General features: G+C 58.7%; 23 protein-coding genes. 16 read left to right on the plus strand and 7 right to left on the minus strand.

Translation table 11 applies throughout. The annotated features are described in order from the left end of the window. Positions 1 to 172: 172 nt before the first annotated feature. The 5 genes from JMJ95_RS03050 to JMJ95_RS03070 all read right to left on the minus strand — a co-directional run bounded on the left by JMJ95_RS03050 (position 173) and on the right by JMJ95_RS03070 (position 4465). Positions 173 to 1297: a DUF362 domain-containing protein gene (locus JMJ95_RS03050; protein ID WP_290682492.1), complete on the minus strand. Its 1125-nt coding sequence runs from the start codon at positions 1295 to 1297 to the stop codon at positions 173 to 175. A gap of 66 nt (positions 1298 to 1363) precedes the next feature. Beyond that, positions 1364 to 2032 (minus strand): nitroreductase, encoded by a 669-nt coding sequence (locus JMJ95_RS03055; protein WP_290682495.1) that lies wholly within the window; start codon positions 2030 to 2032, stop codon positions 1364 to 1366. 14 nt (positions 2033 to 2046) lie between these two features. Further along, positions 2047 to 2865, minus strand: coding sequence for a dienelactone hydrolase family protein (locus tag JMJ95_RS03060; RefSeq protein WP_290682498.1), 819 nt, complete (start codon positions 2863 to 2865; stop codon positions 2047 to 2049). A 51-nt stretch (positions 2866 to 2916) separates the two neighbouring features. Beyond that, positions 2917 to 3579, minus strand: a complete 663-nt coding sequence (locus tag JMJ95_RS03065; protein ID WP_290682501.1) for a flavodoxin family protein — start codon at positions 3577 to 3579, stop codon at positions 2917 to 2919. 103 nt (positions 3580 to 3682) lie between these two features. Further along, on the minus strand, positions 3683 to 4465 hold the full coding sequence (locus JMJ95_RS03070; RefSeq protein WP_290682504.1) for an SDR family NAD(P)-dependent oxidoreductase: 783 nt from the start codon (positions 4463 to 4465) through the stop codon (positions 3683 to 3685). Between the two features lie 788 nt (positions 4466 to 5253). Between JMJ95_RS03070 and JMJ95_RS03075 the strand changes: the two genes are divergently transcribed. From JMJ95_RS03075 to JMJ95_RS03150, 16 genes are all read left to right on the plus strand, one after another. Next, entirely contained in the window at positions 5254 to 6426 is a 1173-nt protein-coding gene (locus tag JMJ95_RS03075) for a M24 family metallopeptidase (protein WP_290682507.1), read from the plus strand. Positions 6427 to 6434: 8 nt separating this feature from the next. Beyond that, a complete protein-coding gene (locus JMJ95_RS03080; RefSeq protein WP_290682510.1) occupies positions 6435 to 7646 on the plus strand; it encodes a M20 family metallopeptidase in 1212 nt (403 codons plus the stop codon). 155 nt (positions 7647 to 7801) lie between these two features. After that, positions 7802 to 9196 carry a sodium:alanine symporter family protein gene (locus JMJ95_RS03085; RefSeq protein WP_290682513.1) on the plus strand — a complete coding sequence of 465 codons (1395 nt, stop codon included), beginning with the start codon at positions 7802 to 7804 and terminating at the stop codon, positions 9194 to 9196. 60 nt (positions 9197 to 9256) lie between these two features. After that, positions 9257 to 10492 carry a Glu/Leu/Phe/Val dehydrogenase gene (locus JMJ95_RS03090; protein ID WP_290682516.1) on the plus strand — a complete coding sequence of 412 codons (1236 nt, stop codon included), beginning with the start codon at positions 9257 to 9259 and terminating at the stop codon, positions 10490 to 10492. A 31-nt stretch (positions 10493 to 10523) separates the two neighbouring features. Then, on the plus strand, positions 10524 to 12191 hold the full coding sequence (locus tag JMJ95_RS03095; protein WP_367153742.1) for a formate--tetrahydrofolate ligase: 1668 nt from the start codon (positions 10524 to 10526) through the stop codon (positions 12189 to 12191). A gap of 157 nt (positions 12192 to 12348) precedes the next feature. Continuing rightward, the gene (locus JMJ95_RS03100) at positions 12349 to 13023 is read left to right on the plus strand and encodes a GntR family transcriptional regulator (RefSeq protein ID WP_290682522.1); all 675 of its coding nucleotides are present in this window, start codon (positions 12349 to 12351) and stop codon (positions 13021 to 13023) included. A 92-nt stretch (positions 13024 to 13115) separates the two neighbouring features. Next, positions 13116 to 14072 (plus strand): hypothetical protein, encoded by a 957-nt coding sequence (locus JMJ95_RS03105; RefSeq protein ID WP_290682525.1) that lies wholly within the window; start codon positions 13116 to 13118, stop codon positions 14070 to 14072. 93 nt (positions 14073 to 14165) lie between these two features. Further along, positions 14166 to 14723 (plus strand): TRAP transporter small permease, encoded by a 558-nt coding sequence (locus JMJ95_RS03110; RefSeq protein WP_290682528.1) that lies wholly within the window; start codon positions 14166 to 14168, stop codon positions 14721 to 14723. Position 14724: 1 nt separating this feature from the next. Further along, positions 14725 to 16005 carry a TRAP transporter large permease gene (locus JMJ95_RS03115; protein WP_290682531.1) on the plus strand — a complete coding sequence of 427 codons (1281 nt, stop codon included), beginning with the start codon at positions 14725 to 14727 and terminating at the stop codon, positions 16003 to 16005. Between the two features lie 127 nt (positions 16006 to 16132). Next, complete coding sequence (dctP, locus tag JMJ95_RS03120) at positions 16133 to 17170, plus strand: TRAP transporter substrate-binding protein DctP (RefSeq protein WP_290682534.1); 1038 nt, start codon at positions 16133 to 16135, stop codon at positions 17168 to 17170. Positions 17171 to 17317: 147 nt separating this feature from the next. After that, positions 17318 to 18487 carry a M24 family metallopeptidase gene (locus JMJ95_RS03125; RefSeq protein WP_290682537.1) on the plus strand — a complete coding sequence of 390 codons (1170 nt, stop codon included), beginning with the start codon at positions 17318 to 17320 and terminating at the stop codon, positions 18485 to 18487. Between the two features lie 9 nt (positions 18488 to 18496). After that, on the plus strand, positions 18497 to 19681 hold the full coding sequence (locus tag JMJ95_RS03130) for a M20 family metallopeptidase (RefSeq protein WP_290682539.1): 1185 nt from the start codon (positions 18497 to 18499) through the stop codon (positions 19679 to 19681). A gap of 31 nt (positions 19682 to 19712) precedes the next feature. Further along, on the plus strand, positions 19713 to 20117 hold the full coding sequence (locus JMJ95_RS03135; protein ID WP_290682542.1) for a RidA family protein: 405 nt from the start codon (positions 19713 to 19715) through the stop codon (positions 20115 to 20117). Next, a complete protein-coding gene (locus JMJ95_RS03140) occupies positions 20117 to 21115 on the plus strand; it encodes a threonine/serine dehydratase (protein ID WP_290682545.1) in 999 nt (332 codons plus the stop codon). The genes JMJ95_RS03135 and JMJ95_RS03140 overlap by 1 nt, the downstream gene beginning before the upstream one ends. 35 nt (positions 21116 to 21150) lie before the next feature. After that, positions 21151 to 22005 carry a 3-methyl-2-oxobutanoate hydroxymethyltransferase gene (panB, locus tag JMJ95_RS03145; RefSeq protein WP_290682548.1) on the plus strand — a complete coding sequence of 285 codons (855 nt, stop codon included), beginning with the start codon at positions 21151 to 21153 and terminating at the stop codon, positions 22003 to 22005. Positions 22006 to 22093: 88 nt separating this feature from the next. Next, positions 22094 to 23251, plus strand: coding sequence for a pyridoxal phosphate-dependent aminotransferase (locus JMJ95_RS03150; protein ID WP_290682551.1), 1158 nt, complete (start codon positions 22094 to 22096; stop codon positions 23249 to 23251). A 304-nt stretch (positions 23252 to 23555) separates the two neighbouring features. Here JMJ95_RS03150 and iadA read toward each other — a convergent pair whose 3' ends face one another. Beyond that, on the minus strand, positions 23556 to 24731 hold the full coding sequence (gene iadA / locus JMJ95_RS03155; protein WP_290682554.1) for a beta-aspartyl-peptidase: 1176 nt from the start codon (positions 24729 to 24731) through the stop codon (positions 23556 to 23558). A gap of 134 nt (positions 24732 to 24865) precedes the next feature. Next, complete coding sequence (locus JMJ95_RS03160) at positions 24866 to 26272, minus strand: Na+/H+ antiporter NhaC family protein (protein WP_290682558.1); 1407 nt, start codon at positions 26270 to 26272, stop codon at positions 24866 to 24868. Between the last annotated feature and the right edge of the window lie 11 nt (positions 26273 to 26283).

A 26283-nucleotide genomic window follows, 5' to 3' on the forward strand; every position in this document is an offset into this window, starting at 1 on the left:
TCACCTTATGTCCGGCGACGCTCCCTCTGCCTGAAAAATTAGCGGATTTAGGAGAAACGGCAATTTTTTACTTTTTACGATATCGTCAAGTTTTTAATCTCAAAAACCAGTATGCTGTCTGTCCCCAGATTTCTGATTTCAGAGATTATCCATGGACACAGTTTTATTCTGGCTACCCAACAACCTCCAACTCGTATTCCGAATTGCCGAGGCCAAGCTTTTCAGCTTCCGCAATCTGCAGCCTGGCATCTTTTTTGTGGAGAAGGCTGAAGATATCCCACCCGTCCTTGGGAACAAGGTCTGAAGCCCTTGAGTCAGGCAGGGGACTTACTTTGCTCAATATGTCCAGGGTCGCCGTATCGATGGCAACAGGGTCATCGGAGATCAATATTCCCTGATCCTGGGCTACGGGCGGATCGGCAAGGGGCATGCAGTCACACTCAGGCTGCATCTCAAGAAGGAAATTTACGTACACAACCCTTCCCGGCTCAAATGTTTTCAGAACCGCACTCGCCCCTTCTGCAACGGCTTTCATGAAGAGCTCATGCGATACCGGGACGTCGATGGCCTCCATCGGGCATACCCGTGCGCATCTCCCGCAGCGCCAGCACTTGTCTTTGTCGACAGTGTAGACATTGTCCGGGAAGGTAATTGCTCCGATAGGGCATATATTCATGCAATTGAAACATAAGGTGCATTTTGTCTCATCCCATTGCATGGTCTCCCCCATGAGAAAATGCATCTTTCCCCTTCCCTGGTGCCAGTCGCCGTCCCGCGGGGCTGCAGATATACCGCCCATGGATATGTTTTTGATGGCCCCTCCCAGCACAGCCTGGATATGCCCTTTTACATGGGTCAGCACGACCATTGCTTTGGCATCGTGAATGGCAGAAGCGATGGCCGTCTCACCTAAAATCTCTCCGGCATCCACCTTGATGGAATCGTTCCCGAAGATCCCGTCTGCCATGATCACGGGCGCGCCGAGTGTCAGGTGCGTATATCCGGCATCTTTGGCAATCTCCAGATATTCATAGCCGGGAACCCTCACCGAATCAGTGACAAAGGGTTTGGCAGGTACCTTTTTTACTGCATCGACCACCTTCTTGACAAACTGGGGGCGGATGGTTTTGAAGGCACCATTATTGCCGAGGTGCATCTTCAATGGAACAAGCTCATCTTCAGGGATGTATTTTCCGAGATCGAACCGCCCCAGGAAGTTTTCGAATTTACCCATCAGCCCCGAGTCATAGGTGAAAGACTTGGATTGTGCAGTTATCTGATAGACCTTCGATTTCATATATACTCCTCCTCCCGATTATCCCTAAACAGCTATGATTCATATTTCCCAATAGATCTCTCCAACCTACCCCTTGATCCTCACAACCTCATTAACTGCCCTGCGGGTAGCTCTGAATGCGTTTTGTGGACTGGTCGTATCAATCTTGCCGATTGCTATGCCGATGCACACAGACAGGTTCTCTGGAATACCAAGTTCCTGGCGGACCAAATCAGGATACGATGCGAACTGGACCGCCACCGCTGTACCCAGCCCGTATTCGCATGCTATAAGCATAATGCTTTGCGATACGGCACCCAGATCGAACAAGGACCAGGGTGTCAGGGAACGGTCCATGCAAAGGAAGATCACGGCAGGGGCATCGAAAAAAAGGAAGTTCCGAACCATGAGATCGCGCATAACATTCCGGCCATTGCGGTCAAGTCCCAGGAACTCTGCGAGATCATGCATTAATTTCTCACTTCTTTCTTTCAGTGCCGGGGGCCAGTCCTTCGGAAGCGGCCTGGTGATATCAGGGTTTACGGGCACACCATTGGATAATCTCTCAGAATAGGCCTTCCGCAGTCTGTCAGTTGACTCGCCATTGGCCACGAATATCTCCCAGGGCTGGGTGTTGCCCCAGGAAGGAGCCCACCGCGCAGCCTCAACAATCGAAAGAATTGTCTCATTGTCTATTGGTTCAGAGGTAAAAGCACGGCAGGTAAAGCGCGATTTCATGGTATCTATTATGTTCATATTTTCCTCCGCTCTTATCGGATCTCGAAGAGCTCGGCGAAGAAGGACTTCATCGCCCCCCAAGATCTGCGGTCTGCCCGCTCGTTATACGCTACTCCCTTCGACGGGTCGTTGCCGGAAGCTGGATTGGTGAAGCTGTGGACTGCTCCGCCGTAAAAAATCATCTGCCAGTCGACGCCGCTGCCTCGCATCTCATCCTGGAATGCCAAAACGTGCTCCTGTGGGACGAGAGAATCGTCCGCTCCGTGGAGAACGAGCACTTTGCAATTTATGTTTTTGGCGTCTTCAGGGTTTGGCGTGTCCAGATTTCCGTGGAAGCTCACAACACCGGCCAGTTCTGCACCGCTCCTGGCGAGCTCTAAGACCGTTCCGCCTCCGAAGCAGTAGCCTATGGCCGCCACCCTCTTGGGATCTACGAGCGGATGGCTCTTCAGAGCCTCCAATGCTGCGTTAGCGCGAGAACGCAGCATTGCGGTATCGGAGCGGAATTTGGTAGCGAGGCTTGAAGCCTCTTCTGCAGTATGTGCCCTTACGCCTTTGCCGTATATATCAGCTGCCAGGGCCACGTATCCCATCTCAGCGATCTCTTTGGCACGCCTTTTCTCGTACTCGCCAAGCCCCGTCCACTCGTGCACCACGAGCACCCCTGGGCGCTTTTCCTTTATTGTCTCGTCATATACGATATACCCTTCGCAGACCACATTCCCGTCACGGTATTCGAAGACTTCTGTTCTCATGGCTTTGTCACTCCCATCGGTTGTCGCATAAGCAACGCTTGAGGCGATAAGATATGCGGCCGACAACACTGCGAGAATCACAATCTTTTTCTTCATAACCCTTTCCCTCCCTTGATAAAATAATCATATTTTAAGATGATCGGGCTCTCAAATCCATCCCTTTTCTTTCCAATATTCATATTCGTCCTTCCATTCTTCTTTCCTGGAAGAGATTACGCCCTTGAAGAATTCCCGCTGCTTTTCTATCGTGGACAGCTGGTTGGGATATGCTATATTTTCCTTTACTGCTTTGGCGAGGTCGACCCCTAAGGTCTTTGCTTCCTCCTTCATTGCATTGAAGCGAGACATCGGGCCGGAGACGCCGCCCACATATTGGACGCCACAACTTACGAGATATTCCTTTAAGTAGTCCAAGACCATAGCATGAGGACCGCCTCCGGAAGCGGCAAGAGCCGCTCCATATTTACCGGTTAACATTTGACAATGGATGAACGGACTTGAGCGGTCCAGGAGCGCCTTGAGTTGTGCCGTCACGTGGTTTATGTAGACAGGCGACGCAAAGATGATCGCCTCCGCCTCCCTCATAGAGCGCAGCACCGGCGCAATGTCGTCTTTCAGCGGGCAAAAGAGGAGTTTCCTGTGACAGGCGCTGCATCCCGTGCAGAATTCGATCCTTAGTCTCCCGAGGTGTATGTATTCTACGGAAACACCTGGCTCCGCGGTAGTGATCCCCGCAACTGTCTCTTTAGCGAGTCTAAATGTGTCGCTATTTTCACCCCTCGGGCTTCCCGATATGCACAATATCTTCATATGCCTTCATCTCCCCATGGATATGCTCGACCGGCTATGCGACAGGATCTATCCATTTAGATTCAGTCAAAAGTGTAGGCCTGCCCCCAGATCCCTTGCTCGTTTAATGCAGGCTCAAGCCCCCGGAGACGCTTATCGCTTGCCCCGTTACAAAGGCAGCGTCATCGGAGGCAAGCCAAGCCGCCGTTCCCACTAAATCCTCAGGGTATTCAAGCCTTTGGATGGCAGAATTTTTTGCCAATTCCTCACTCATCTGCTTAAAGTCATGCTCCTGAACCGTTTCGCTTTGCGTCAACCCGGGACAGATTGCATTCACTGTAATGTTGCCAAATTTCCCCGCTTCGAAGGCAAGCGCCCGTGTGAGGCCGACGACTGCTGCTTTGGAAGTGATGTATTGAAGACCGTTGCCACGTCCCATATAAACCGTGTCAGAGGCCATATTTATGATGCGGCCCCAATTTTGCGAACGCATGTCCGGGAAGACCTCACGTGAGCACATCCACATCCCTTTGACGTTTACAGCCATGACTCTGTCCCAATCGGCTTCGTCCAATTCATAAAACGGCCGCACAGCCCGCTCAAATCCTATATGGCGCAGCATGACGGCCGCATTGTTAACAAGGATGTCAACCTTGCCGAAGCGCTCACGCGCTTTACCCACCATCGCTTTTATCTGATTGGCGTCCGAAACATCGCACACAATCGGCAATACCTCGCGATCTTCCGTTGCAATCTCTTCGGCCGCTTGCTTTAAGACGTCCTCCGTAGTACCGCAGATTACAATATTGGCCTTTTCCTGATAAAGGCGCTTCGCCATAGCCTTGCCGATCCCGCGACCGCCCCCTGTGATAAGGGCTATACGACCTTTTAATCTTTCACAACTCATTGTGATTTTCCTCCTTATTATCAGATTATCAACCATACTCCACCTTAAGAACTTGCTTTTCGTTCTCTGCGGTAGAGTAAGAAACATTTACCCTAAATCCGCTAATTTTTCAGGCAGAGGGAGTGTCGCCGGGCATAAGGTGAATTCGCCTCCCCGGGGGCGAAGAGATACCCCCCTTGGGGCGGCCCCGGGGGCGAGGAACCGACATGGATGTCGGCTTCACAAGCAGGCAACCGGCAAACGAAGGGAGCCGCGGGACTCGCATGGGCAGCTGTCACGAACGACAATCTGCACCTCCCGCCCAAGCGCGCATGGGTGACGCTCCCCGCTGCCTGTGGATTTGGGTTTACTCGTGTGTGGAGACTATTTTATCACAATGTTAGGAGACAGTCCTAGATCCGCAGGTTTTTTCAGGCAGAGGAGGTGTCCGCCGGGCATAAGGTGAATTCTCCCTCCCCGGGGGCGAGGAACCGACATGGATGTCGGTTTCACAAGCAGGCAACCGGCAAACGAAGGGAGCCGCGGGACTCGCATGGGCAGCTGTCACGAACGACAATCTGCACCTCCCGCCCAAGCGCGCATGGGTGACGCTCCCCGCTGGGGTGTGGATTGAGGATTTTTCCCGTCTTTTGACATGAACAAGCCTCTCTATCACCGTAAGAGAGAATAAGCAAAAATAGAATCAGAAAAATTGTTCTATTCCGCTTATTGACAGAAAAAAGACCGGAGAGTATAGTTTTTTTGTCGACACGCGACATAAAAATTCATTCGGAAAGGACGGTAACACCATGGCTGTTTTTTCGGCTCAGGAATACGGGGAACGCCTCCGGAAGACCAAGGAGCGGATGCACGAACATGGCGTGGAAGTTCTTATCGTGTCCCACCCGGCGAACATGAACTATCTCACCGGTTTCGACGGGTGGTCTTTTTACGTCCACCAGGGGCTCATCGTCGCCCTTGACCACGACGAGCCTCTCTGGTTCGGCCGCGAGCAGGACAGCAACGCCGCCCGGCTCCTCACCTCCCTCCGTGAGGAGGACATCCTGGGCTACCCTGACAACTACGTCATGTCGAAGCTCCGCCACCCCATGGACTTCGTTTCGGGCATCCTGAAGGAACGGGGCTGGGACAGGCGTCACATCGGCGTGGAAATGGAAGGGTACTACTTCACGGCCGAGGGGTTCCGGGTCCTCGAGAGAAACCTCCCCGGCGCGGTAGTAAAAGACGGCACCCTGGTGGTGAACCTAGTGCGGAGGATCAAGTCGGAAGCGGAGATCGACCATATCCGCCATGCGGCCAGGATAGCGGAAAAGGTGATGAACACAGCCCTGGAGACCATCGCCCCCGGGGTGAGGGAGAACGACGCCGCCGGAGAGATCTACAAGGCCCAGATCAGCGGAACACCGGAATTCGGCGGAGACTACACATCTCTCTGCCCCATCATGCCTTCCGCCGAACGGACATCTTCGGCCCATCTCACCTGGTGCACCGACCGAAGGTACGAAAAAGGGGACATCGTTCTCCTTGAGCTGGCGGGAGCACGTCACCACTATCACTGCCCCATTTCCCGCACCCTGTTCCTTGGCGAACCTCGCCCCGAACTGCAGAAAATAGCCGACGCCGTCATCGGGGGACTGAACGAAACGGTGGCCTTCATCCGTCCCGGCGTCACCGCCGAAGAGGTGGAGGCGAAATGGAGAGAATCCATCGCCGGAACGGGAGTGAACAAGCCCTCGAGGGTGGGCTACTCCTTCGGTCTGAACTACCCGCCCGACTGGGGAGAGCAGACCCTGAGCCTGCGTCCTGCGGACACTACCATCCTCCAGCCCGGGATGTGCATCCACTTCATGCCGGGTATCTGGCTGAAGGAGTTCGGCTTCGAGTGCAGCGAGCCGCTCGTCGTCACCGAAAACGGATGCGAGCTCTTCCTGAACTTCGAGCGTAAGCTTTTTGTGAAATAAAAGGGAGAATGAATAATGAATCGTGGAAAAAACGAACGATGGATATAAAGGACGAAATCCGAAAATCCCATGAGGAGCTTCTCCGTCTGCGACGGGATTTTCACGCCCATCCGGAGCTGGGTTTTCGCGAATTCCGTACCTCCCGCATCGTCGAGGAACACCTCGGGGACTTGGGGCTCGAAGTACGCCGATGTGCCGGAACCGGAGTTGTCGGTGTGTTGCGGGGTAGTGGTCCGGGAAAGACAATCCTTCTACGGTGCGATATGGACGCTCTTCCCATAGAAGAAGCGACGGGTCTGCCGTTCCGTTCGCTCGAACCCGGTGTGATGCACGCATGCGGACACGACGGGCACACTGCCATGCTGATGGTTGCCGCACGTATTCTTGCTGGACATCGCGAAGAGTTTCCTGGAGCAATCGTCTTTCTCTTCCAGCCCAACGAGGAGGAGGCGGGAGCCGAGCGGATGATCGAGGATGGGGCGTTGGAAAATCCCCGCCCGGATGCGGTCTGCGGAGCGCATTTGTGGTCTCTTCTGCCGACCGGAGTGATCGGAGTAAGTTCCGGCCCGCTTATGGCGTCGAGCTACTACTTCAAATTGACGATTTGCGGCAAAGGAGGGCACGGAGGAGCTCCGCACGCTGCCGTTAACCCTATCGACGCGGCATCCCATGTGCTGGAGGCCATAAAGACGTTGCACACGCTGGAGTTTGATTCCCTACGTCCTACCGTGATCTCTGTGTGTACCCTCCACGCCGGTGTCAAGGCGATCGTCGTTCCGGAAACGTTGGAGATGGAAGGATCTATCCGTTGTCTTCACGACGGCGACGAAGAGGTTCGCCGGAGGTTTTCGGAGCTGGTCGAAGGCGTCTGCCGTCTCTACAGATGTACCTGCGACGTGGCGTTTCGCTGTGGCAACACCCTACTGAATAACAATGAAGAGATGTCCGAACTCGCGATGAACGTTGCGGAGAAGGTCGTGGGAAGTGGGAACGTGCGGACTCGCGATCTCAGCGTCATGCTTGGCGATGATTTTGCCGAATTTTCCAGTAGAATTCCCGGTGTTTTTTATTTTATCGGCACTGGTAACGAAAGCAAGGGAACGAATATTGCTCATCATCATCCCCGGTTCGATATCGACGAGGATTCGCTTCCCCTTGGCGTGGAGATGCATGTGCGGTTGGCGCTGGAGTATCTGAATGAGGCGATCTGTAATTCGTAGAAGCATTTCAGAGCGAACCGGGGGGCAAGAGGAAGGGTTCGCAGAGGAAAAAAGGAAGCAGTATTCGTTCGAGCATTCTGAGTAGCGGTTTTCGGCTTTTGAGGCGTCCTCGGTTTCACGTCCCGAAAAATCCGGCAAAGAAAGGGTGTGGCGTTATGCAACATGTGCTCGATGCGATTATCAGTATTTCCGGGTGGCTTTGGGGTCCTCCCATTCTGATTCTGCTCGCTGTCGGCGGCGTCTTCATGACCTTTCGACTCGGTTTTTTTCAGTTCCGGTATTTTTTCTATATTCTGAGTGCTACTCTCGGGAAAATGTTCAGCAAAAAAAAATCAGATGAGGGAGAGGGGACTCTTTCCGCCTTTCAGGCATTAACTTCGGCTGTTGCCTGTACCGTCGGCGCTGGTAATATCGTCGGCGTGCCGGTCGCCATTGTGTTCGGCGGACCCGGCGCTATCTTCTGGATGTGGATGATCGCCCTGCTGGGAATGTCGTTAAAATACAGTGAAGTTATTCTTGCCATAAAATACCGCACGAAGAACGCTCTCGGCGAGTATGTAGGCGGTCCGGCTCACTATATGAGCAAGGGACTGAACATGAAATGGCTGGCTGGCATCTTCGCACTCAGTCTGATGCTGGAGGTCGCCATCAGTTCGATGACCCAGGCCAACGCTCTGGCCGGTTCGGCGCAAGCATCCATGAATATTCCGCCGCTTGTTTCGGGCATCGTCGTCATGCTCCTTTCGGGAATCGTTGTCATCGGCGGCGTGAAACGCCTCGGAAAGTTCACGGAAAAGTTGGTTCCGTTCATGGCCACGATCTATATTTTCGCTTCGCTGATAATAGTGGTTCTCAATTATGCCCGGATTCCCGACATGCTCGCGATGATCTTTGAATACGCCTTCGCGCCGATGTCCGCCATCGGGGGATTCGCCGGTTCCAGTATCGCTCTGGCTGTTCGCTGGGGTGTGGCCAGGGGGCTGTACTCCAACGAGGCCGGTCTGGGAACCGCTCCCATAGCGCATGCCGCCGCAGTGACCGATCACCCTGTTCGTCAGGGGTTGTGGGGTGTTGTTGAAATCTTTATAGATACCATCGTCATTTGTACCTGCACGGCTTTTGTTATTCTCTCCACCGGAGTGTGGCAGAGCGCGGACGCCACGTCTGTCGGAGGCGGTCTGACTACATTGGCCTTCACGGAGATGTTCGGCACCGCCGGCGGTATCCTGATCACGATTTGTCTTATTCTTTTCGTTTTTTCCACGCTTATCGTTTTGATCTGGTACGGCGAAAAGCAGGCTGAATTTTTGTTTGGAGAAAAGACAGCTCTTGTCTACCGCTGGATCTGTATTTTGCTTATACCTGTGGGCGCCATGGGAGCCGCCACCTTTTTGTGGCAGTTCCTTGATCTGACGCTTGCGCTCATTCTGTTTCCCAATATGCTCGCCATTCTGCTGCTCCACAAGGAGATTGTTGCGGCGACCAGGGAGTTCTTCCATACGCCCGGAATGTACTATCTCAAAGATAAAGAGAACGCAGGAGCAAAGTAACCGCTGCGACATCGTCCGGCGCCCGTCAGAAACAATTGTTCTAATCATAAGGAGGAGAATATGAAAAACGTCTGGGAAGAAGCGCTGTTCAATCTCGCCAAAGCCGCTGAAGCCATGGATCTCGAACCGGAGATTCTGGAGCGGCTCTCCACCCCCATGCGGTTCACCGAGTTCACCATTCCCGTCCGTATGGACGATGGATCGAAGAAGCTCTTCACGGCCTATCGTTCGCGCCACCAGGATGCCACCGGCCCGACCAAGGACGGCACGCGTGTTCACCCTCGGTTGACGCCCGAGGAGATAAAGGCCCTGTCGCTCTTTATGAGCGTCAAGCACGCGGTGGCAGGCATCCCGGCGGGGGGAGGAAAGGGCGGCATCAAGGCCGATCCTTCCGCCATGAGCGAAGGAGAGTACGAGCGCCTTATCCGCGGATTCATCAGAAGGCTCGAACCGAAAGGGGCGTTCGCCGACGTTCCCGGCGCGGATATCGGCACGGGTACGCAGGCTATGGCGTGGATGCTCGACGAGTACGAGCAGATCACAGGGAACCATTCCCTGGCGGCGATCAACGATAAACCCTTCGAACTGGGGGGCTCCCGCGGCGGCTATGAGGCTACGGGGTGGGGGGTGGCGCGCTGCGCTGCGGAGGCCGCCAAAGAACAAGGACTGGAGTCCGAGGGCCTTCGCGTCGCGATACAGGGTTTCGGCCAAGTGGGGTCCGTCGCGGCGTGCAAGCTTTTCGAGCTGGGGTACGCGATCGTCGCCGTCTCCGATATCGGCGGGGCGGTGAAGAACAGCGGGGGGCTGGATATCCCCGCGCTTGTCGCCCATACGGCCGAAACAGGCTCGGTTGCGGGATTCTCCGGAGGAGAGCCTGCGGATGCCGGCAGCATTCTCGAAACGGAGTGCGATATTCTCATTCCCGCGGCCGTGCAGGACGTCATCACCGAGGAGAACGCAGGGCGGATCTCCGCGAGTATAGTGGTCGAGGCGGCGAACGGCCCCACCACTCCGGGTGCGGATACGCTCCTCTCTTCGAGAGGCATCGTCGTCATCCCCGATGTGGTGGCGAACAGCGGCGGCGCCATAGTGTGCGACTTCGAGAGAACCCAGGGGCTGAGCAGCAACTGGTGGAGTCTTGAAGAGGTGGAGCAGCGTCTGAACAGCCGTATTCTGGCCGCATACCGTGAGGCCCGGGAGAAAGCGGTTGAAAAGGGCGTCTCCATGAGGCTCGGAGCCTGGATCAACGCTATCGGGAAAATACGTTCGGCCATGCTGCTTCGCGGCTGGTGCTGATGTTTTTTAGGAGGAATGAGAAGGAATGCATGTGCCGAGCGACATAGAGATAGCGCAGGGAGCGAAACTGAGGTCGATAGCGGAGATAGCTGAGAAGCTTGGAATAGGAGAGGCGGAGCTTGAGCAGTATGGGAGATACAAAGCGAAGGTATCGCCGGAAGTATGGGAGCGAGTGAAGGGGAACCCTGACGGGAAGCTGATATTGGTGACGGCGATAACGCCGACGCCCGCGGGCGAGGGGAAGACCACCACCACCGTGGGACTGGCCCAGGCACTGGCGAAGCGGGGGAAGAAGACGAGCCTCGCCATCCGCGAACCGTCCTTGGGCCCCAGCTTCGGTATCAAGGGAGGGGCGGCCGGAGGCGGCTACAGCCAGGTCATCCCCATGGAGGACATCAACCTCCACTTCACGGGCGACCTTCATGCGATCACCACGGCGCACAACCTGATATCGGCGATGGTGGACAACCACATCCAGCAGGGCAACGAGCTGAATCTCGATCCGCGGAGAGTCGTCTGGAGACGGGTGATGGACCTCAACGAACGAGCGCTTCGGAGCGTCATCGTCGGTCTTGGAGGCAGGGCAAACGGCGTACCGCGCGAAAGCGGGTTCGACATCACCGTGGCATCGGAGATCATGGCCATATTGTGCCTGTCGACCGACCTCATGGACCTGAAGACGCGTATCGCAAAGATCGTCGTCGGCTACACGTACGACGGCAAGGCCGTCACAGTGGGGGAGATCGGGGCGTCGGGATCGGCGGCGGTGCTGTTGAAGGACGCGGTGAAGCCGAACCTTGTGCAGACGCTCGAAGGAGTGCCCGCGTTCATCCACGGAGGGCCGTTCGCGAACATAGCGCACGGATGCAACTCCATCCAGGCCACGCGGCTGGGCTTGAAGCTCTCGGACTACTTCGTCACCGAAGCCGGATTCGGAGCGGACCTCGGGGCAGAGAAGTTTCTGGACATCAAGTGCCGGCTGGGCGGGCTGAAGCCCTCGGCGGTCGTCATCGTCGCCACAGTGCGGGCGCTGAAGATGCACGGCGGGAAGAAGAAGAGCGAACTCGGCGAGAAAGACCTTGTCGCGCTGGAGAAGGGAATGTCGAACCTCGAGAAGCACATCGAGAACATCGCGTCGTTCGGTCTTCCGGCAGTCGTCGCGATCAACCGTTTTCCCGCCGACAGCGAGGAAGAGCTCGCTCTCATAGAGAAGAAGTGCAACGCGCTCGGCGCGTCGGTGGCCCTGTCGGAAGTGTGGGAAAAGGGCGGCGAGGGCGGCCTCGAGCTCGCGGACAAGGTGATGGAAGCGTGCGGGAAGAAGTCTGAGTTCGTCTACCAGTACGAAGTCGGAATGAGCCCGAAGGAGAAGATAGAGCGCATCGCGAAGAATATCTACGGGGCGTCCGGAGTGACGTACACCGACCAGGCGGAGAAGGACCTAGCACAGATCCACGAGCTTGGGAAGGACGAGTTGCTGATATGCATGGCGAAGACGCAGTACTCGCTTTCGGACAACCCCGCGCTGCTGGGGCGACCGTCGGGATTCTCGGTGACGGTGCGCGAAGTGAGGCTGTCCGCGGGAGCGGGATTTCTTGTGCCGGTAACGGGATCGATCATGACGATGCCGGGCCTGCCGAAGAAGCCTGCGGCGTTGTCGATAGACATCGACGAAAAAGGCCGCATCACCGGCCTCTTCTAGGCACTGCGTAGAACCTGAAAGAGGCGCGCGGTCTGCGGTGAGGGGCTTATTTTCCTTGACATAGAAAAGGGGAAAAGGTATCATTAGATTGTCGACAATAAAAACACAGAGAGAGTATAAAGAAAAATTCTCCCTCGAAAGAAACGGAGAGATCAAAATGGACTACGTTGCTTTCGAAAAGGACACCCTGAGCGAACGGGTTGCCGACTATATCAGGCGGCACATCCTCTACATGGATACATTCAGGGACGGAGACCACATCCTGGAGACGGACATCGCCGAAAAGCTCGACGTGAGCAGGGCCACCGTCAGGGAAGCCCTGAAAGACCTTGAGACTCAGGGCATCGTGGAGATCATCCCCCGCAAGGGGACGTACGTGGCGGCCTTCGACCACAAGGACATGATCGAGATTCTCGAACTCCGCTGCATGTGCGAGGCCTACATCTTCGAGACGGTCGTGAACGGAAACATGCTCGACGCACGCGACTTCTCCATCCTTGAATCTATCATCGACGAGATGGTGCAGGTGTCCCGCTCGACTGAGGAGAGCGAGCTCGCCAAGTCAACCGCCTTCACCACGAAGGACCTCGAATTTCACGGCTACATCTGGAAAAAGTCCGGCCGGCGCTGGTTCTGCAAGGTGCTCTCGGACAACTACTACCGGTTGCGGCTGGCCATGATGCAGGACATGATCCTCGAACGGGACATGGAGAAATCGGCCACGATGCACTACGATATTTTGAACGCGCTCCGGGAGAAGGACCTGGACGCGGCCAGAAACTACCTTCGCAGACACATTCTCTCGCTCTACGGCAGTGAAACGGTGATCTGAACTTTTTCTATTTCCGGAAAAGCGTATATCCGGCGGCATAAAGTGTCGACAAAAAAACAGCGACAAAAAAATCGAGAAGGAGGTTGAACGATATGTTCAAGGCAAAGCACCTGAAGGAGATACAGGCCTTCATGGAGAAAACGGGAATCCCCGGCAGGGATGGGTGGGATCTGCCCACCTCGAAGAAGAGTTTCCCCGACGGGGCGAACTACCGCATCGAGATCGCCGGGGTTGAACGGTATTCCAACATGGTCGCCATGGTGGACGAGGCGAAGAAGCGCAAGATTCCCATTCACAGGGCCATCTGCACGGTGAGCGGCTCTACCTACTGCGACTTCGAAGAACTGAAGAACATGGCGAAGCTGGCCCATGACGAACAGATCGAACTGATCATGGTGGTGGGCCACCGCAAGGCCTGGGACGTGGGCTCCAAGGAGATGGGGTACCCGGAAGGCGGGGTCCAGGGACCGAGGCACCGAGGGTCCGACAGCATGGCCTACTGGGTGGAGGACATGATGCGGAATGTGGAGGCGGGGATCCGGGGCTTTCTCGTCTACGACGAAGGGGCGCTGAAACTGGTCAACCGGATGAGGGCCGAAGGGTTCCTCCCGAAGGAGACCATCTTCAAGTGGTCCGTCTTCGGCGGCCAGTGCAGCCCCGCCGGGGCGAAGCTCCTGGAGGAGCTGGGGGCCGACACCATGAACCCCATATCCGACGTGTCCCTTCCCATCCTCTCCAGCATCCGCACGGCGGTGAACATGCCTCTGGACGTCTACATGATCATCGTGGACTCCTTCGGCGGCATGTTCAGGGCCTACGAAGCCCCGGAGATCGTCCGGGTGGCCTCGCCGGTGTATTTCAAGATCGAGCCGGGAACATCGGAAAGCGACATCTACAAACCCTGGGTCACCGACGGGTGGCACGACGAGTTCATCCGGGCCAAGGTGAAGATAGCCTCCACCCTCCGGGAAATCATGGAGCGCCGCGCACCCGAGCTGAAGCTTTCCGCCCGGGGTCCCGCAGACCTTAGGCTTCCCGCAGTCGACTGATTTATCTTATTGAGAGCCCGGGACGCACCGTTCCGAGGCTCTTACACTCCGGCCCCCGGGGCCTGTCCGTTCGCCGGGAGGGAGGTTCCGCTATTGAGAAATCTTGAAAAGATAGACAGCGTTCTTAGCTGGATCGAGGAAAAGATCGTCGTGTACGGTATCCTGTTCATGGCGGTGATCCTCATCGCCAACGTGATTTCCAGGAACTTTTTCTATTCCAGCATCAACGCCTCCGAGGAGATCAGCCAGTTTCTGGTGATCATGGTGACCTTCCTGGGTACGAGTTATGCCGCCAGGAAGGGTCTTCACATCCGCATGTCCATCCTGAACGACTTTCTCAGAGGGAAGCCCAGGAAGCTGCTTGCCCTCTTTGTCTCGCTGGTTACAGCCTGCATCATGCTCTACCTCGCCTGGCTGTCCTTCCGCTACGTCCGCCGGGTGGGGACGCTCCACAGGGTCAGCCCCATCCTCCAGATTCCCCTTTACTATGTCTGGTCGGTGGTCCCGGTAGGGTTCGCCCTCACAGGGGTCCAGTACTTTCTCACTTTTTTCCGCAACCTCGGGACCAGCGACGTCTGGGTTTCCTACTACGTGAAGGATGAACTGCTCGACCCGGGAGAGATAGCCGCGAAAAAGGAGGGAGAAAACTGACATGCTGCTTCTGATGATCGGAATCATGTGCTTCTTCCTCATCCTGGGTTTTCCCATGATCGTCCCCCTGGCCCTCACGCCGGTGATCGTGGCGACGGTGTACTTCCCCATGTTCGACCCCATGAACCTGGTGCAGCAGATGCTGGTGGGGATCCGTCCCCTGTCCCTCGTGGCGGTGCCTATGTTCATCTTCGCCGCCGACGTGATCTCCACCGGCCAGGTGGCCAAACGGCTCATCGACTTCGTCATGGCTTTCTTCGGCCACACCCGGGGCGGCCTTGCCGTGACCACCACGGCAGCATGCACCTTCTTCGGAGCGGTCTCCGGGTCCACCCAGGCTACGGTGGTGGCCATCGGCGGCACCATGCGCCCGTACCTTCTTCGGGACGGGTACGACGATTCCTTCTCCATCGCCCTCATCATCAACGCCGCCGGCATCGCCCTGCTCATCCCGCCGAGCATCTCCATGATCATCTACGGCGTGGTCACCGGCAGCTCCGTGGGCGAGCTGTTCATCGCCGGGATAGGGCCCGGGCTGCTGGTTTTCATTCTCTTTTCCCTGTACTGTAGCTTCGCCGCCCGGAAAATGGACATCGTCCGCACGCCGAAGGTCCCCTTCGCCGACCGGATGAGGGCCCTCAAAAAGGCCATCATTCCCATCGGTTTTCCCCTCATCATCCTCGGGGGCATCTACTCGGGGAAGTTCAGCCCCACCGAGGCGGCGGCAGTGGCCGTCCTCTACGCCGTGGCAGTGGAAGTTCTCGTATACCGCCACATCAGCTGGAAGGACATGTACCGCATAGCCCTCTCCACGGGCGTCGTCACGGCTGTGGTCTTCATCCTCGTGGCGGCGGGAGCCGCTTTTTCCTGGCTCATCGGCTACGCCAGGATTCCCGAGATGATCCTGCCTCCCCTGCTGGGGGAAAGCCCGTCCATGGCCAGGCTCCTTCTGATCATCGCCGCGTCCTACTTCATCGGGTGCATGTTCGTGGATTCCATCGTGGTGATCATGATCCTCGCCCCCATTTTCCACCCCATCGCCATGAAGCTCGGCATCGACCCTATCCTCATCGGGGTCCTGGTGACCATGCAAGCGGCCATCGGGGCGGTCACTCCGCCCTTCGGGTGCAACATCTTCACCGCCATGGCCGTCTTCAGACGCCCCTACGCTGACGTGGTGCGGCGGATCGCGCCTTTCCTCGCCCTGTATATTCTCGCCACCCTCGTCGTCATCTTTTGCCCGTCCCTTTCCCTTTTCCTGAGGGACCTTGCTTTCAGGTAGCGTTTTCTGCGTACGTGGGGATGCACAGCCGAAAGGGGGGAATCCGCCGGAAAAACCAGGGGAAAACAGCAAGTACAGGCATCGGAAAACAAGGAGTGTTCCCAATCTGAAGGAGGTGCTGGAAGAAATGAAAAGGTTTTTGAAAGCGGCGGCAGCTGTACTCGTGTGTTTCTTCGTCTTCGGGTCGGTTTCTCCGGCCGTGGCGGCAAAGCAGGAATGGAAATTCGCCATCGAGGAAATCACCGGGAGCGTGCAGGATGAGTTCGCCCAGTTTTTCAAGAAGAAGATCATGGAGCGGATTCCGGATACAGATATCGAAATTTATCCCGTGGGAGTCCTCGGCGACAGCGAAGACCTGACGGAACAGACCATGAACGGCGTCCTTCATTTCACCATGGCGTCCCCAGGACACCTGGGAACCTTCATTCCCGTGGTCCGGGTCTTCTCCCTTCCCTTCATCTGGTCCGACAGGATGGAGGTAAACAAGGAGGTCATGAAGAACAGCGTGGCCATCTACAGCCTCCTGGACAAGGAGTACGAAAAGAACAACCTGAAGCTCCTGGGTGTTTTCCCGGAGGGGTGGCAGGTGTGGACGGCCAACAAACCTCTGAGGACGCCCGACGACTTCAAAAATTTCAGGATGCGCATCATGGGCGACCCGCTCCTGGCCGAGATCTACAAGTCCTACGGCGCCAATGCGGTCCAGGTACCCTATCCCGACCTCTACTCCGCCCTGCAGCTGAAGATGGTGGACGGCAACATCCAGCCCTACTTCGCCCACGAGGAGATGAAGTTCTACGAGCAGCAGGATTACTTCATCGACATCAGGGAGATGCCTTTCGTGGCTACCTTCGTGGTGAGCCTGAAGTGGTTCGAGACCCTTCCGGCGGAGCAGAAGAAGATCATCGAGGAGACGGCCCGGGAGACCATCGATTTCATCTTCGACATGCAGGAAAAGATGAATGATGAGCGGCTCCAGAAAATGCTGAAAATCAAGCCATCCCTCCAGGTTATCGTGCCCACTCCCGAGGAGCGGGAAGCCTTCAAGAAGCTCTCCCTCCCCGTGCGGGACACCTACGTGAAGATGGCGGAGCCCTACGGGAAGGACGTTCTCGAAACCCTGTTGAAAGAGCTCGAAGAAGCGGAAAAGAAAATAGCGAAATAACCGGTTTTCCGCTGCGGGGAGAAGAATCTCTCCCCGCAGCGAACGGAAAGAGCTGCGGCCGGCCCGAGGTTCAACGTCCTTTGGTGAAAAAACGGGCCGCTTTGCTTCTGTGCGGCTGGTGCTGATTTCAGTTCAGGAGGCGACATTATGTACTTCGAAATCTCCGAGTTTCACGAACGGCTGAAAAAAACGAAGGAGAGCATGCTCCGGAATAAAATAGAAGTTCTCGTGGTGAGCGACCCGGCGAACATGAACTATCTCACCGGGTACGACGGCTGGTCATTCTACGTACACCAAGGGCTTGTGGTAGCCCTGGACCGGGACGAGCCTCTCTGGTGGGGCCGGGGTATGGACGCCAACGGGGCGAAGCTGACCACGTGGCTCAGCCCGGACAGCATCCGCCCCTACACCGACGATTACGTGCAGAACGTCTTCAAACACCCCATGAGCTTCGTGGCCGACATTATCCGGGAGCACGGCTGGGAGAGAAAGAACCTGGGTGTGGAGACGGACAACTACTGGTTCACCGGCAAGTGCCTCCGGACTCTCTCGGAGGAGCTCCCCTCCATGGAAATCATCGACGCCACCTCGCTGGTCAACTGGGTCCGGGTCATCAAGTCGCCGGCGGAGATCAGGTACATGAAGCAGGCGGCGAAGGTGTGCGAACACGTCATGGAGACCGCCGTGGACTCCATCAAGGTCGGCGCCCGGGAAAGCTCCGCTGCCGCCAACGTCTACCACGCCTGCATTACGGGAACAGAGGAGTTTACGGGCGACCATCCCGCCATCTTCCCCATCATGCCATCCAACGAACGGACCACCTGCGCCCATCTCGGGTGGGACCCCGAACGGAGGTACGCCCCCGGGGACCTGGTTCTTCTCGAGCTCTGCGGGGTTCGGTTCAGGTACCACTGCCCCCTCTCCCGGACGGTCTACATCGGCACGCCGCCGGAAAAGCTCCGGAAGGTGGCCGACACGGTGCTGAAGGGCGTGGAGGAGACCCTGGCCTTCATCCGCCCGGGAGTCACCGCCGAGGAGGTGGAAGCCCGATGGCGGAAGGCCATTGAGGGATCCGGGGTGGTAAAGCCGTCCCGGCTGGGGTATTCCATCGGCGCAAATTACGTTCCCGACTGGGGAGAGCACACCCTGAGCCTCCGCCCCGGGGACAAGACGGTGCTCAAGCCCGGGATGACCATTCACCTCATGCCGGGGATCTGGGAGGACGACTTCGGTTTCGAAAACAGCGAACCCTTCCTTGTCACCGAAACGGGATGCGAGCCCTTCTGCTCCTTCCCGAGAAAGATCCTCACCCGCTGAGGGATTCCCATGGCGAATCTGAGCCCTGAAACCAGGGAGCTCACCGGGGAACTCCTCGCCCTGCGAAGGGAATTCCACGCCCGGCCGGAGCCCGGATTCGGAGAGCGGTGGACGGCGGGAAGAATCGCCGCCTTCCTCCGGGACCTTGGTCTGGAGGTCCGGGAAGGAGTGGCCGAGACGGGCGTAACGGCCCTGATCAGGGGAACCGGCGGAGGAAAAACCCTTCTTCTTCGGGCCGACATGGACGCCCTGCCCCTGGAGGAACAGACCGGGCTGCCCTTCGCCTCCCGGAACAGGGGAATGATGCACGCCTGCGGCCACGACGCCCACATGGCGATCCTTCTGACGGCGGCGAAGATTCTCTGCTCCATGAAGGACCGCTTTTCCGGGACCATCCGGCTTGTTTTCCAGCCCAACGAGGAGATCGCCGGGGCACGGAGGATGATCGACGAGGGGCGGCTTCTCACCGATCCCCCGGTGGACGGCGCAATGGCTCTCCACGTCTGGAGCGGCATCCCGTCGGGAAGGATCTCGGTCCAGGCAGGTCCAGTCATGGCTGCGATGGACGAGTTCCGGGCCGTCATCAGGGGTAAGGGGGGGCACACGGGAGCCCCCCACAAGGCAATCGATCCCGTCCTGGCCGCGGCGAACTTCATCTCCGCAGCCCAGATGATCCAGACGAGAGAGATCGACGTCTTTTCCCCTACCCTCGTCATGTTCGGGTCGGTCCACGCCGGGGGACAGGCATCCAATATCATTCCGGAAGAGGTCTCCCTGGCGGGAACGGTACGCTATCTCTATTCCGGGGGGCCCGACAGCCCGGAGCGCCCTCTTCAGCGGTTCGAGCGGGTACTTGCGGGAATATGCGCCGCGTCTGGGGTGGACTATTCCCTGGAGTGGATTCCAAGCAATCCCTGCCTGGTGAACGACCCGGGAATGGCAGCCCTGGTGAGGAACGTCGCTTCGGCTGTGGTGGGAGATGAAAACCTGGTCCCCTATACCTGCACCGCCGGGGAGGATTTCGCCGAGTTCGCCCGGGAGGTTCCCTCTGTTTTCTTCTTCGTGGGAACGGGGAACAGGGAGAAGGGGGCCGACTACCCCCAGCACCACCCGAAATTCGACATCGACGAAGAGGCCCTTCCAGCGGCTGTAGAGATCATGATTCGCTCCGCCCTCGCTTTCCTGGGGGCGTGAGCGGGGGACTTCGGTTCTGCGAAAGGAGGAAATGAGCGCCATGAAAAAACACCCCGTTCACCCTGCATCCTCACCCGTTCCTGCCGGGGCCTACACCCCGGGGCTGGTGGCCGGCGGCTTCGTCTTCGTGAGCGGCCAGACGGCTGAAAAGCCGGGAAGCAGTGAACTGGTCGAGGGTGACGTGAAGGTCCAGACCCGGCAGGTCATGGAGAACATCCGGGGCATCCTCGAGGCCGCCGGGTGCTCTCTGGACGACGTGGTGAAGGTGACGGTCCACCTCGCCGATGTGAGGGACTTCGACGGGTACAACGAAGTTTACAGGGAATTCTTCACCGTTCCCTACCCGGTGAGGACCACCGTCCAGAGCGTCATCCCGGGCGGATCTCTCGTGGAGATCGACGTGATCGCCCTTCTCCCCGAAAGGTCGGACCGGTAATGGAAATTCCCGGGGAAGGCCATGACGGTCTGCCGGAAGCCCGGCACGTCTGGGAGGCCCGGAAGCGAATCGCTCCCTATATTCTCCGGACCCCCCTCGTCTTTTCACAGCACCTCTCGGAACTTCTCGGCGCGGAAATCTACCTGAAGCTGGAGAACCTCCAGGAGATAGGCGCCTTCAAGATCCGCGGGGCTGCAAACAGGATACTGAGCCTCTCTGAAGATGAAAGAAAGCGGGGGGTGACCACCTACTCCACGGGAAACCATGCCCAGGCGGTTGCCTGCATGGCCCGCAGGCTGGGAATAAAAGCTTCCGTCTTCGTCTCCGACAGGGTTCCGGAGGCAAAGCTCGAAGCGATCCGCCGGTGGGGAGCGGACGTCCGCATAGCCGGCACGAGCCAGGACGAAGCGGAAACATACTGCCGGGAACTGGCCGGGAGAGAAGGAATGGCTGTCGTGGCCCCCTTCGACGACCCCTTTATCATCGCAGGACAGGGGACCATCGGCCTGGAAATTCTCGAGGATCTTCCCTGCGTGGATTCCGTGGTGGTCCCCACGTCGGGAGGCGGACTCATCTCCGGCATCGCCCTCGCCGTGAAGGCAAACATTCCGGGGGCCAAGGTCACGGGAGTCTCCATGGAGAAGGGAGCGGTAATGTACGAGAGTCTCAAGGCCGGAAAACCCGTGGCCCTCGAGGAATCGGACACTCTGGCGGACAGTTTGCTCGGCGGGATCGGCCTCGAAAACCGCTATACCTTCCCCCTCGTGCGGCGCTTGGTGGACGGTATCGCTCTCGTACCTGAAAAAGAGATTGCCCGGGGTATGGCCTTTCTGCTCAGAAAGCATAAAATAGCTGTGGAGGGGGCGGCTGCTACAGGCCCGGGAGCCCTGCTCTCCGGAATCGTTCTTCCCGGCGCAAAAACAGCGGTGGTCATCACGGGCTGCAATGTCAGTACGGATGTGTTCCTGGAAACGGTGAACGCCGTCCGGGACTTCTAAATTCACACCCCTCGACGGGGAAAGGAGAATGAGCGATGGCAAAGAAGAAAGGGCGCCTCGATTTTGTGAACATGAAGAAGAATGGAGAACAGGTCACGTGGGTCACGGCCTACGACTTCCCCATGGCGAGCTTCGCCGAGGCGGCGGGGATGGACATGATCCTCGTGGGCGACTCTCTCGGCATGATCACCCTGGGCTACTCGGGGACCATCCCCGTGACCATGGAGGACTGCATCAGCCACTGCAAGGCGGTGCGCCGGGGAGCGCCGAACACCTTCGTCATGGGCGACATGCCCTTCGGGTCCTACCAGGTTTCCGACCAGCAGGCGGTGGAGAACGCCGTACGATTCTTCAAGGAGGCGGACATGGACGCCATCAAGCTTGAGGGCGGCGTCCGGGTGGAGTCCCGTATCAAGGCCATGGCCGACGCGGGGATGCTGGTGTGCGGCCACATCGGCCTCACCCCCCAGAGCTCGGGTCCCCTTGGAGGATTCAAGGCCCAGGGGCTCGATCCCGCATCGGCCCGGTACGTCATCGAGGACGCCCTTGCGGTGGAGCGGGCAGGAGCCTATGCCCTGCTCGTGGAGGCCGTACCGCCTGAGCTCACCCAGTTCCTGGCGAAAAAGCTGACCATTCCCGTGTATTCCATCGGCGCCGGTGCCCCCTGCGACGGGCAGCTCCTGATCTGCGGCGACATGATCGGCATGTTCCAGGCCTTCACGCCGAAATTCGTGAAGGTCTATGCCAACGTGGCGGAGATTATCACCAACGCTTTCAAGGAATACGCGGAGGACGTGCGGACGGGCAAGTTCCCCGGAGACGAGCACTGCTACCACGTAAGGAAGGGCATGGAAGAGGAGTACGCCGCCATGCTGAAGGAATACGAATAGAGAGGACATTCCCGGCCCGTACCCTCCCGGGGTGCGGGCTTTTTTCTTCCACCAGCGGGAAAGAACCGCGAGAAAAGGAGAGGGTAGCATGAAGTTCGCAGAACGGTATGCGGGACTGCAGCCATCCGGCATGCTGAAGATCTTCCAGGCCGCCGCGGCCGATCCCGACATGGTCAACCTGGGAGAGGGAGAGCCGGATTTCGACACGGAGCACGACATCATCGACGCCGCCGCGAAGGCGGCGAAGGAAGGGTACACCCACTACGGCCCCATAATGGGGTTCGAAGACGTCCGCCGGTCGGTGTGCGATTACTGGGAGAGGCGGTACGGCCTGAAATCCTCCCCCGACGAGGTGATGATCATGGCGGGAGGGGTCCAGTCGGTCCATCTGGCCCTCCAGGCCCTCCTCGACCCGGGCGACGAAGTGATCACGGCGGAGCCGTGCTTCGCCCCCTATTTCGAGCAGATTTACCAGCACCGGGGAACGGCCGTCCACCTCCCGACAACGGAGGAAGACGGCTTCGTCCCCACGGCGGAGGCCATTGAACGGGCGATCACCCCGAAGTCGAAGGTACTCATGATCTGCTCCCCCAGCAACCCCACCGGAAGGGTCATGACCCGGCGGCAGATGGAGGCCATCGCCGCCGTGGCTGAACGGCACGATCTCACGGTGCTCTCCGACGAGATCTACGACTCCCTGGTCTACAAGGGCCGGCACGTGCCCTTCGCCACCATCCCCGGCATGAAGGAGAGAACCCTGACCATGGGGGGGCTCTCCAAGAGCCACTGCATGACGGGCTGGCGCATCGGCTACGCCATCGGCCCGGCTCCCCTGATCCGGCTCATGGCCCTTATCGGAGCAAACCAGACCTACGGAGTCAACGTCCCCACCCAGATGGCCTCGAAGTACGCCCTGGACAACCACGACCGCAAGCTTGAAGAACGGGCGAAAGTCTTCCGGGAGAGACTCACCTTCGTGGCGGATCGGCTCAACGCCATGCCCGGCGTCCGGTGCTCCGAACCCGAAGGAGCCTTTTACCTCTTCCCGGACATCCGGGGAACGGGCCTTTCCAGCGAGGAGTTCGCCTGGGGGCTCCTGGAGAAAGGAAAGGTGGCCACCCTTCCTGGATCGGCCTTCGGCGCTTGCGGCGAGGGTTACGTCCGCATCGCCTGCACCCGGTCCCTTGAGGTGCTTGCCGAAGGAATGGACCGCATGGAGACCTTTGTGAAGTCTCTGAAGGGATAGAAACGTTTCTTCGGGAAAGAACAGGAGCGGCCCCTTCCCGGCATGGGAGAGCGGGCCGCTCCTGTGTTCATCGTATTTCAAGGCGGACCTATTCGCCTAAATCTGCAGCTTTTTCTGGCAGAGGGAGTGTCGCCGGGCATAAGGTGAATTCGCCCCGCCAGGGGCGAAGAGATTATCCCCTGGGGAAGGGCGCCCGGGGGAGAGAAACCGACAAGGATGTCGGTTTCAGGTGCAGTTGTCAAGGACGACAATCTGCACCCCCCGCCCAAGCGTTCCCCGGTGACGCTCCCCGCTGCCTGCGGATTTAGGATTCGAAGGTTCCCCGGACGGTGACTTCGCCCCCCTCCATGAGGAGCCGCCCCTTCGCGGCCACGAACAGGGGCCTGAAGTTCTCGTCAAGGACCAGCACGTCCCCGTCGCACCCCGGGCGGACTCTTCCCTTCCGGGACAGTTTCAGGTGGTCCGCCGGGTTCGATGTCACCAGGGAGATCACCGTCTCCCTGGGTATCTTCCCTTCCCGGAGCATCTCCGCCACCGATTCGAGGACCGACTCCAGGGGACCGATCTTGAGCCCCGTCAGCTCCCCCTTCTCGTTGAAGGAGGGCATGGACCCGTTGCCGTCTGAGCTCAGGGTGATGTTCCCCGCTGGGACCCCCTGCTCCAGGAGGGCGGCCACCACCGCTGCCGTGGCGAGGCCGAACAGGGAATTTCTCCCCGGGGCGGCGGTGATGTCCAGGTACCCGCCTCGCGACCCGAAGGCTGCGGACTGTTCCACCAGGGCTTCGCACCTGGAAATGTGGGTGGGGGCGAACTGGGTTATGGGGATGTCCGTTCCCTCCATGGCCTCGAGAAGGGGCGTCAGCCCTGAGGCCTCGCTCCCCATATGGACGCAGAGACAGCCTGCCTTGCCGGAGAGGATGCCCCCCACCCGGACGTTGGAGGCGGCCCGCCGGATCTCCTGGACCGAGGGGTGGGAACTCCTGTGGTCAGACACCGCCAGCTTGAGGCCGATCACCTTGTCGATAAGGCAGAGGTCCCTCGCCACGGAGCCCGTGAGGGTCGGCGAGGGAAGGCCGTAGCTCCCCGTGAGAATCCACGTGGAGATGCCCTCCTCCTCGAGCCCCCTGGCCTTCATGAGAAGCTCCTCCAGGGCGCGGCAGGTGCCGTCGGTCCCCAGCATGCCCACGGCGGAAGTGACACCCGCCCGGACGAAGGAGGAAAGCTGGAGGGGCGGAGTCCTGTTCGCCGGGCCCCCTTCGCCCCCGGCACCGTTGAAGTGGACGTGCCTGTCGAGGATACCCGGCATGGTGAGGTTTCCCCCGGCGTCCACCGTCCGGAAATCGGCGGAGATGCCTGAAAGAGCCACCGGGTCCGCCGTTCCGGCGGGATATACTGACAGAATACGGCCGGCGGCCAGAAGGATGTCGCACAGCCCCTTGTGTTCAGGGTCATATAGATCGGCGTTCCGAATCAAAAGCATGCAATGGGTTCTCCTTTCCTCCGTCCCGCCTTGGCGGGGGAAGACGGGCTTATTCTTCTCGGGTCAGTGTAGCGGAAGGCGCGGGGAAGGGCAATGGTCCCCGGGCAAACGGCGGACGCAGGGAGCCGGGCGGATCAGGCGGCTTTCTTTTTGTCCGACGGCCAGATGGCGATGCCAAAAAAAGCGAACAGCCATGCCGTCGGCACGCCGGAGTAGCAGATCACGGCCCAGGGAAGATATTCCCAAGCGGAGACGCCGAGAACGGCTGACATGTAGACCGCCGCGGCGGACCACGGAACGAGAGGCACCACCACGGTGCCGGAGTCCTCGAGGGTTCTCGAGAGTACCCTCCGGGAGATGTCCATCTCGTCGGCGAGGTCCTTGTACATGGTTCCCGGAAGTATTTCGCTCAGGTAGGAGTTGCCGGTGGCGACGGCCACAGTCACCCCCGTGAGGGAGGCGGAAAGGACGAATTTTCCCCTGCTGCGGCCGATGAACTTCTTCTGGAGAAGGGTGCTGACCCGGCGGAAAGTCCCCGTGGCCTCGAGCTGCCCGGCGAAGACATAGGCGGCGCAGACCACCGCAGCGACCCCTGCCAGGAAAAGCAGCCCCCCTCTGCCGAGGAGCTCGTCCACAGCCTGGTTTCCTGTGACCGCCCGGGGTCCGGCGGCCATGGCGGCCAGAATCTCCCCGGGACCGTACCCCTGGAACAGGGCCAGGGGAAGGGCAAGGCCCACGGACGTCCACAGGGCCGCCAGGGTGGAAAACCGTTTCCATGCCATGAACAGAAGGACCAGGGGAGGAAGGAGCAGGACGGGACTGAGGAAAAAACGGCCCGACAGGGCCGAGGTCATTGCTGAGATTCCTGCCGTGTCCATGGCTCCCCCAGCGCCTGAGCCCGCGGCGGCGTAGACGGCCACGCTCAGGACAGCGCCTGGGAGGGTGGTCCGGAGGGTGGAACGAATATGGTCCATGACGTCCACTTCGGCCACGGCGGCGGCGAGGACCGTGGTGTCGGACACGGGGCTGAGCTTGTCGCCGAAGTAGGCCCCTCCCACGATGGCACCCGCTGCTGCTGCTTCCGGGATGCCGAGGCCGCCCGCAATGGCGGTGAGGGCTACCCCGAAGGTGCCCGCCGTGCCCCAGGACGTGCCCGTGAGCAAGGAAGCGAAGGAGCAAAGCAGAAAGGCCGCCGGCAGGAAGATGCGGGGCGTGAGGAGGTTCAGCCCGGTAAAGACCAGGTAGGGAATGGTGCCCGAAAGGGTCCACGCAGCGATGAGGGGCCCCACGCTGAGGAGAATCCCCATCGCTCCCGAAGCCCGGGAAACCATGGGGAGCACGCCGTCGACGAAGAGAAGCCTCCACCCGAAGCCGTACTGCATGCGGAAGAGAGCCGTGGTGAATATACCGCAGAAGACCAACAGTACGGCAATGTGAATTCCGAACACCAGGGTCCCCCCGGCGAGGATGGCCAGGATACCGCCGAGGACGGTGAGCGCCCCCGCAGCGGAAATATCCTCCTGCCGTTCTTCTTGCGCCATGGCCGTCCCTC

The organism is Aminivibrio sp. (genome assembly GCF_016756745.1).
GTDB lineage: Bacteria > Synergistota > Synergistia > Synergistales > Aminobacteriaceae > Aminivibrio.

Excerpts from the sequence above, each read along its gene's own strand:
- JMJ95_RS03050 (WP_290682492.1), bottom strand. The coding sequence starts at position 1,297 with ATGAAATCGAAGGTCTATCAGATAACTGCACAATCCAAGTCTTTCACC.
- JMJ95_RS03055 (WP_290682495.1), bottom strand. The coding sequence starts at position 2,032 with ATGAACATAATAGATACCATGAAATCGCGCTTTACCTGCCGTGCTTTT.
- JMJ95_RS03060 (WP_290682498.1), bottom strand. The coding sequence starts at position 2,865 with ATGAAGAAAAAGATTGTGATTCTCGCAGTGTTGTCGGCCGCATATCTT.
- JMJ95_RS03065 (WP_290682501.1), bottom strand. The coding sequence starts at position 3,579 with ATGAAGATATTGTGCATATCGGGAAGCCCGAGGGGTGAAAATAGCGAC.
- JMJ95_RS03070 (WP_290682504.1), bottom strand. The coding sequence starts at position 4,465 with ATGAGTTGTGAAAGATTAAAAGGTCGTATAGCCCTTATCACAGGGGGC.
- JMJ95_RS03075 (WP_290682507.1), top strand. The coding sequence starts at position 5,254 with ATGGCTGTTTTTTCGGCTCAGGAATACGGGGAACGCCTCCGGAAGACC.
- JMJ95_RS03080 (WP_290682510.1), top strand. The coding sequence starts at position 6,435 with ATGAATAATGAATCGTGGAAAAAACGAACGATGGATATAAAGGACGAA.
- JMJ95_RS03085 (WP_290682513.1), top strand. The coding sequence starts at position 7,802 with ATGCAACATGTGCTCGATGCGATTATCAGTATTTCCGGGTGGCTTTGG.
- JMJ95_RS03090 (WP_290682516.1), top strand. The coding sequence starts at position 9,257 with ATGAAAAACGTCTGGGAAGAAGCGCTGTTCAATCTCGCCAAAGCCGCT.
- JMJ95_RS03100 (WP_290682522.1), top strand. The coding sequence starts at position 12,349 with ATGGACTACGTTGCTTTCGAAAAGGACACCCTGAGCGAACGGGTTGCC.
- JMJ95_RS03105 (WP_290682525.1), top strand. The coding sequence starts at position 13,116 with ATGTTCAAGGCAAAGCACCTGAAGGAGATACAGGCCTTCATGGAGAAA.
- JMJ95_RS03115 (WP_290682531.1), top strand. The coding sequence starts at position 14,725 with ATGCTGCTTCTGATGATCGGAATCATGTGCTTCTTCCTCATCCTGGGT.
- dctP (WP_290682534.1), top strand. The coding sequence starts at position 16,133 with ATGAAAAGGTTTTTGAAAGCGGCGGCAGCTGTACTCGTGTGTTTCTTC.
- JMJ95_RS03125 (WP_290682537.1), top strand. The coding sequence starts at position 17,318 with ATGTACTTCGAAATCTCCGAGTTTCACGAACGGCTGAAAAAAACGAAG.
- JMJ95_RS03130 (WP_290682539.1), top strand. The coding sequence starts at position 18,497 with ATGGCGAATCTGAGCCCTGAAACCAGGGAGCTCACCGGGGAACTCCTC.
- JMJ95_RS03135 (WP_290682542.1), top strand. The coding sequence starts at position 19,713 with ATGAGCGCCATGAAAAAACACCCCGTTCACCCTGCATCCTCACCCGTT.
- JMJ95_RS03140 (WP_290682545.1), top strand. The coding sequence starts at position 20,117 with ATGGAAATTCCCGGGGAAGGCCATGACGGTCTGCCGGAAGCCCGGCAC.
- panB (WP_290682548.1), top strand. The coding sequence starts at position 21,151 with ATGGCAAAGAAGAAAGGGCGCCTCGATTTTGTGAACATGAAGAAGAAT.
- JMJ95_RS03150 (WP_290682551.1), top strand. The coding sequence starts at position 22,094 with ATGAAGTTCGCAGAACGGTATGCGGGACTGCAGCCATCCGGCATGCTG.
- iadA (WP_290682554.1), bottom strand. The coding sequence starts at position 24,731 with ATGCTTTTGATTCGGAACGCCGATCTATATGACCCTGAACACAAGGGG.
- JMJ95_RS03160 (WP_290682558.1), bottom strand. The coding sequence starts at position 26,272 with ATGGCGCAAGAAGAACGGCAGGAGGATATTTCCGCTGCGGGGGCGCTC.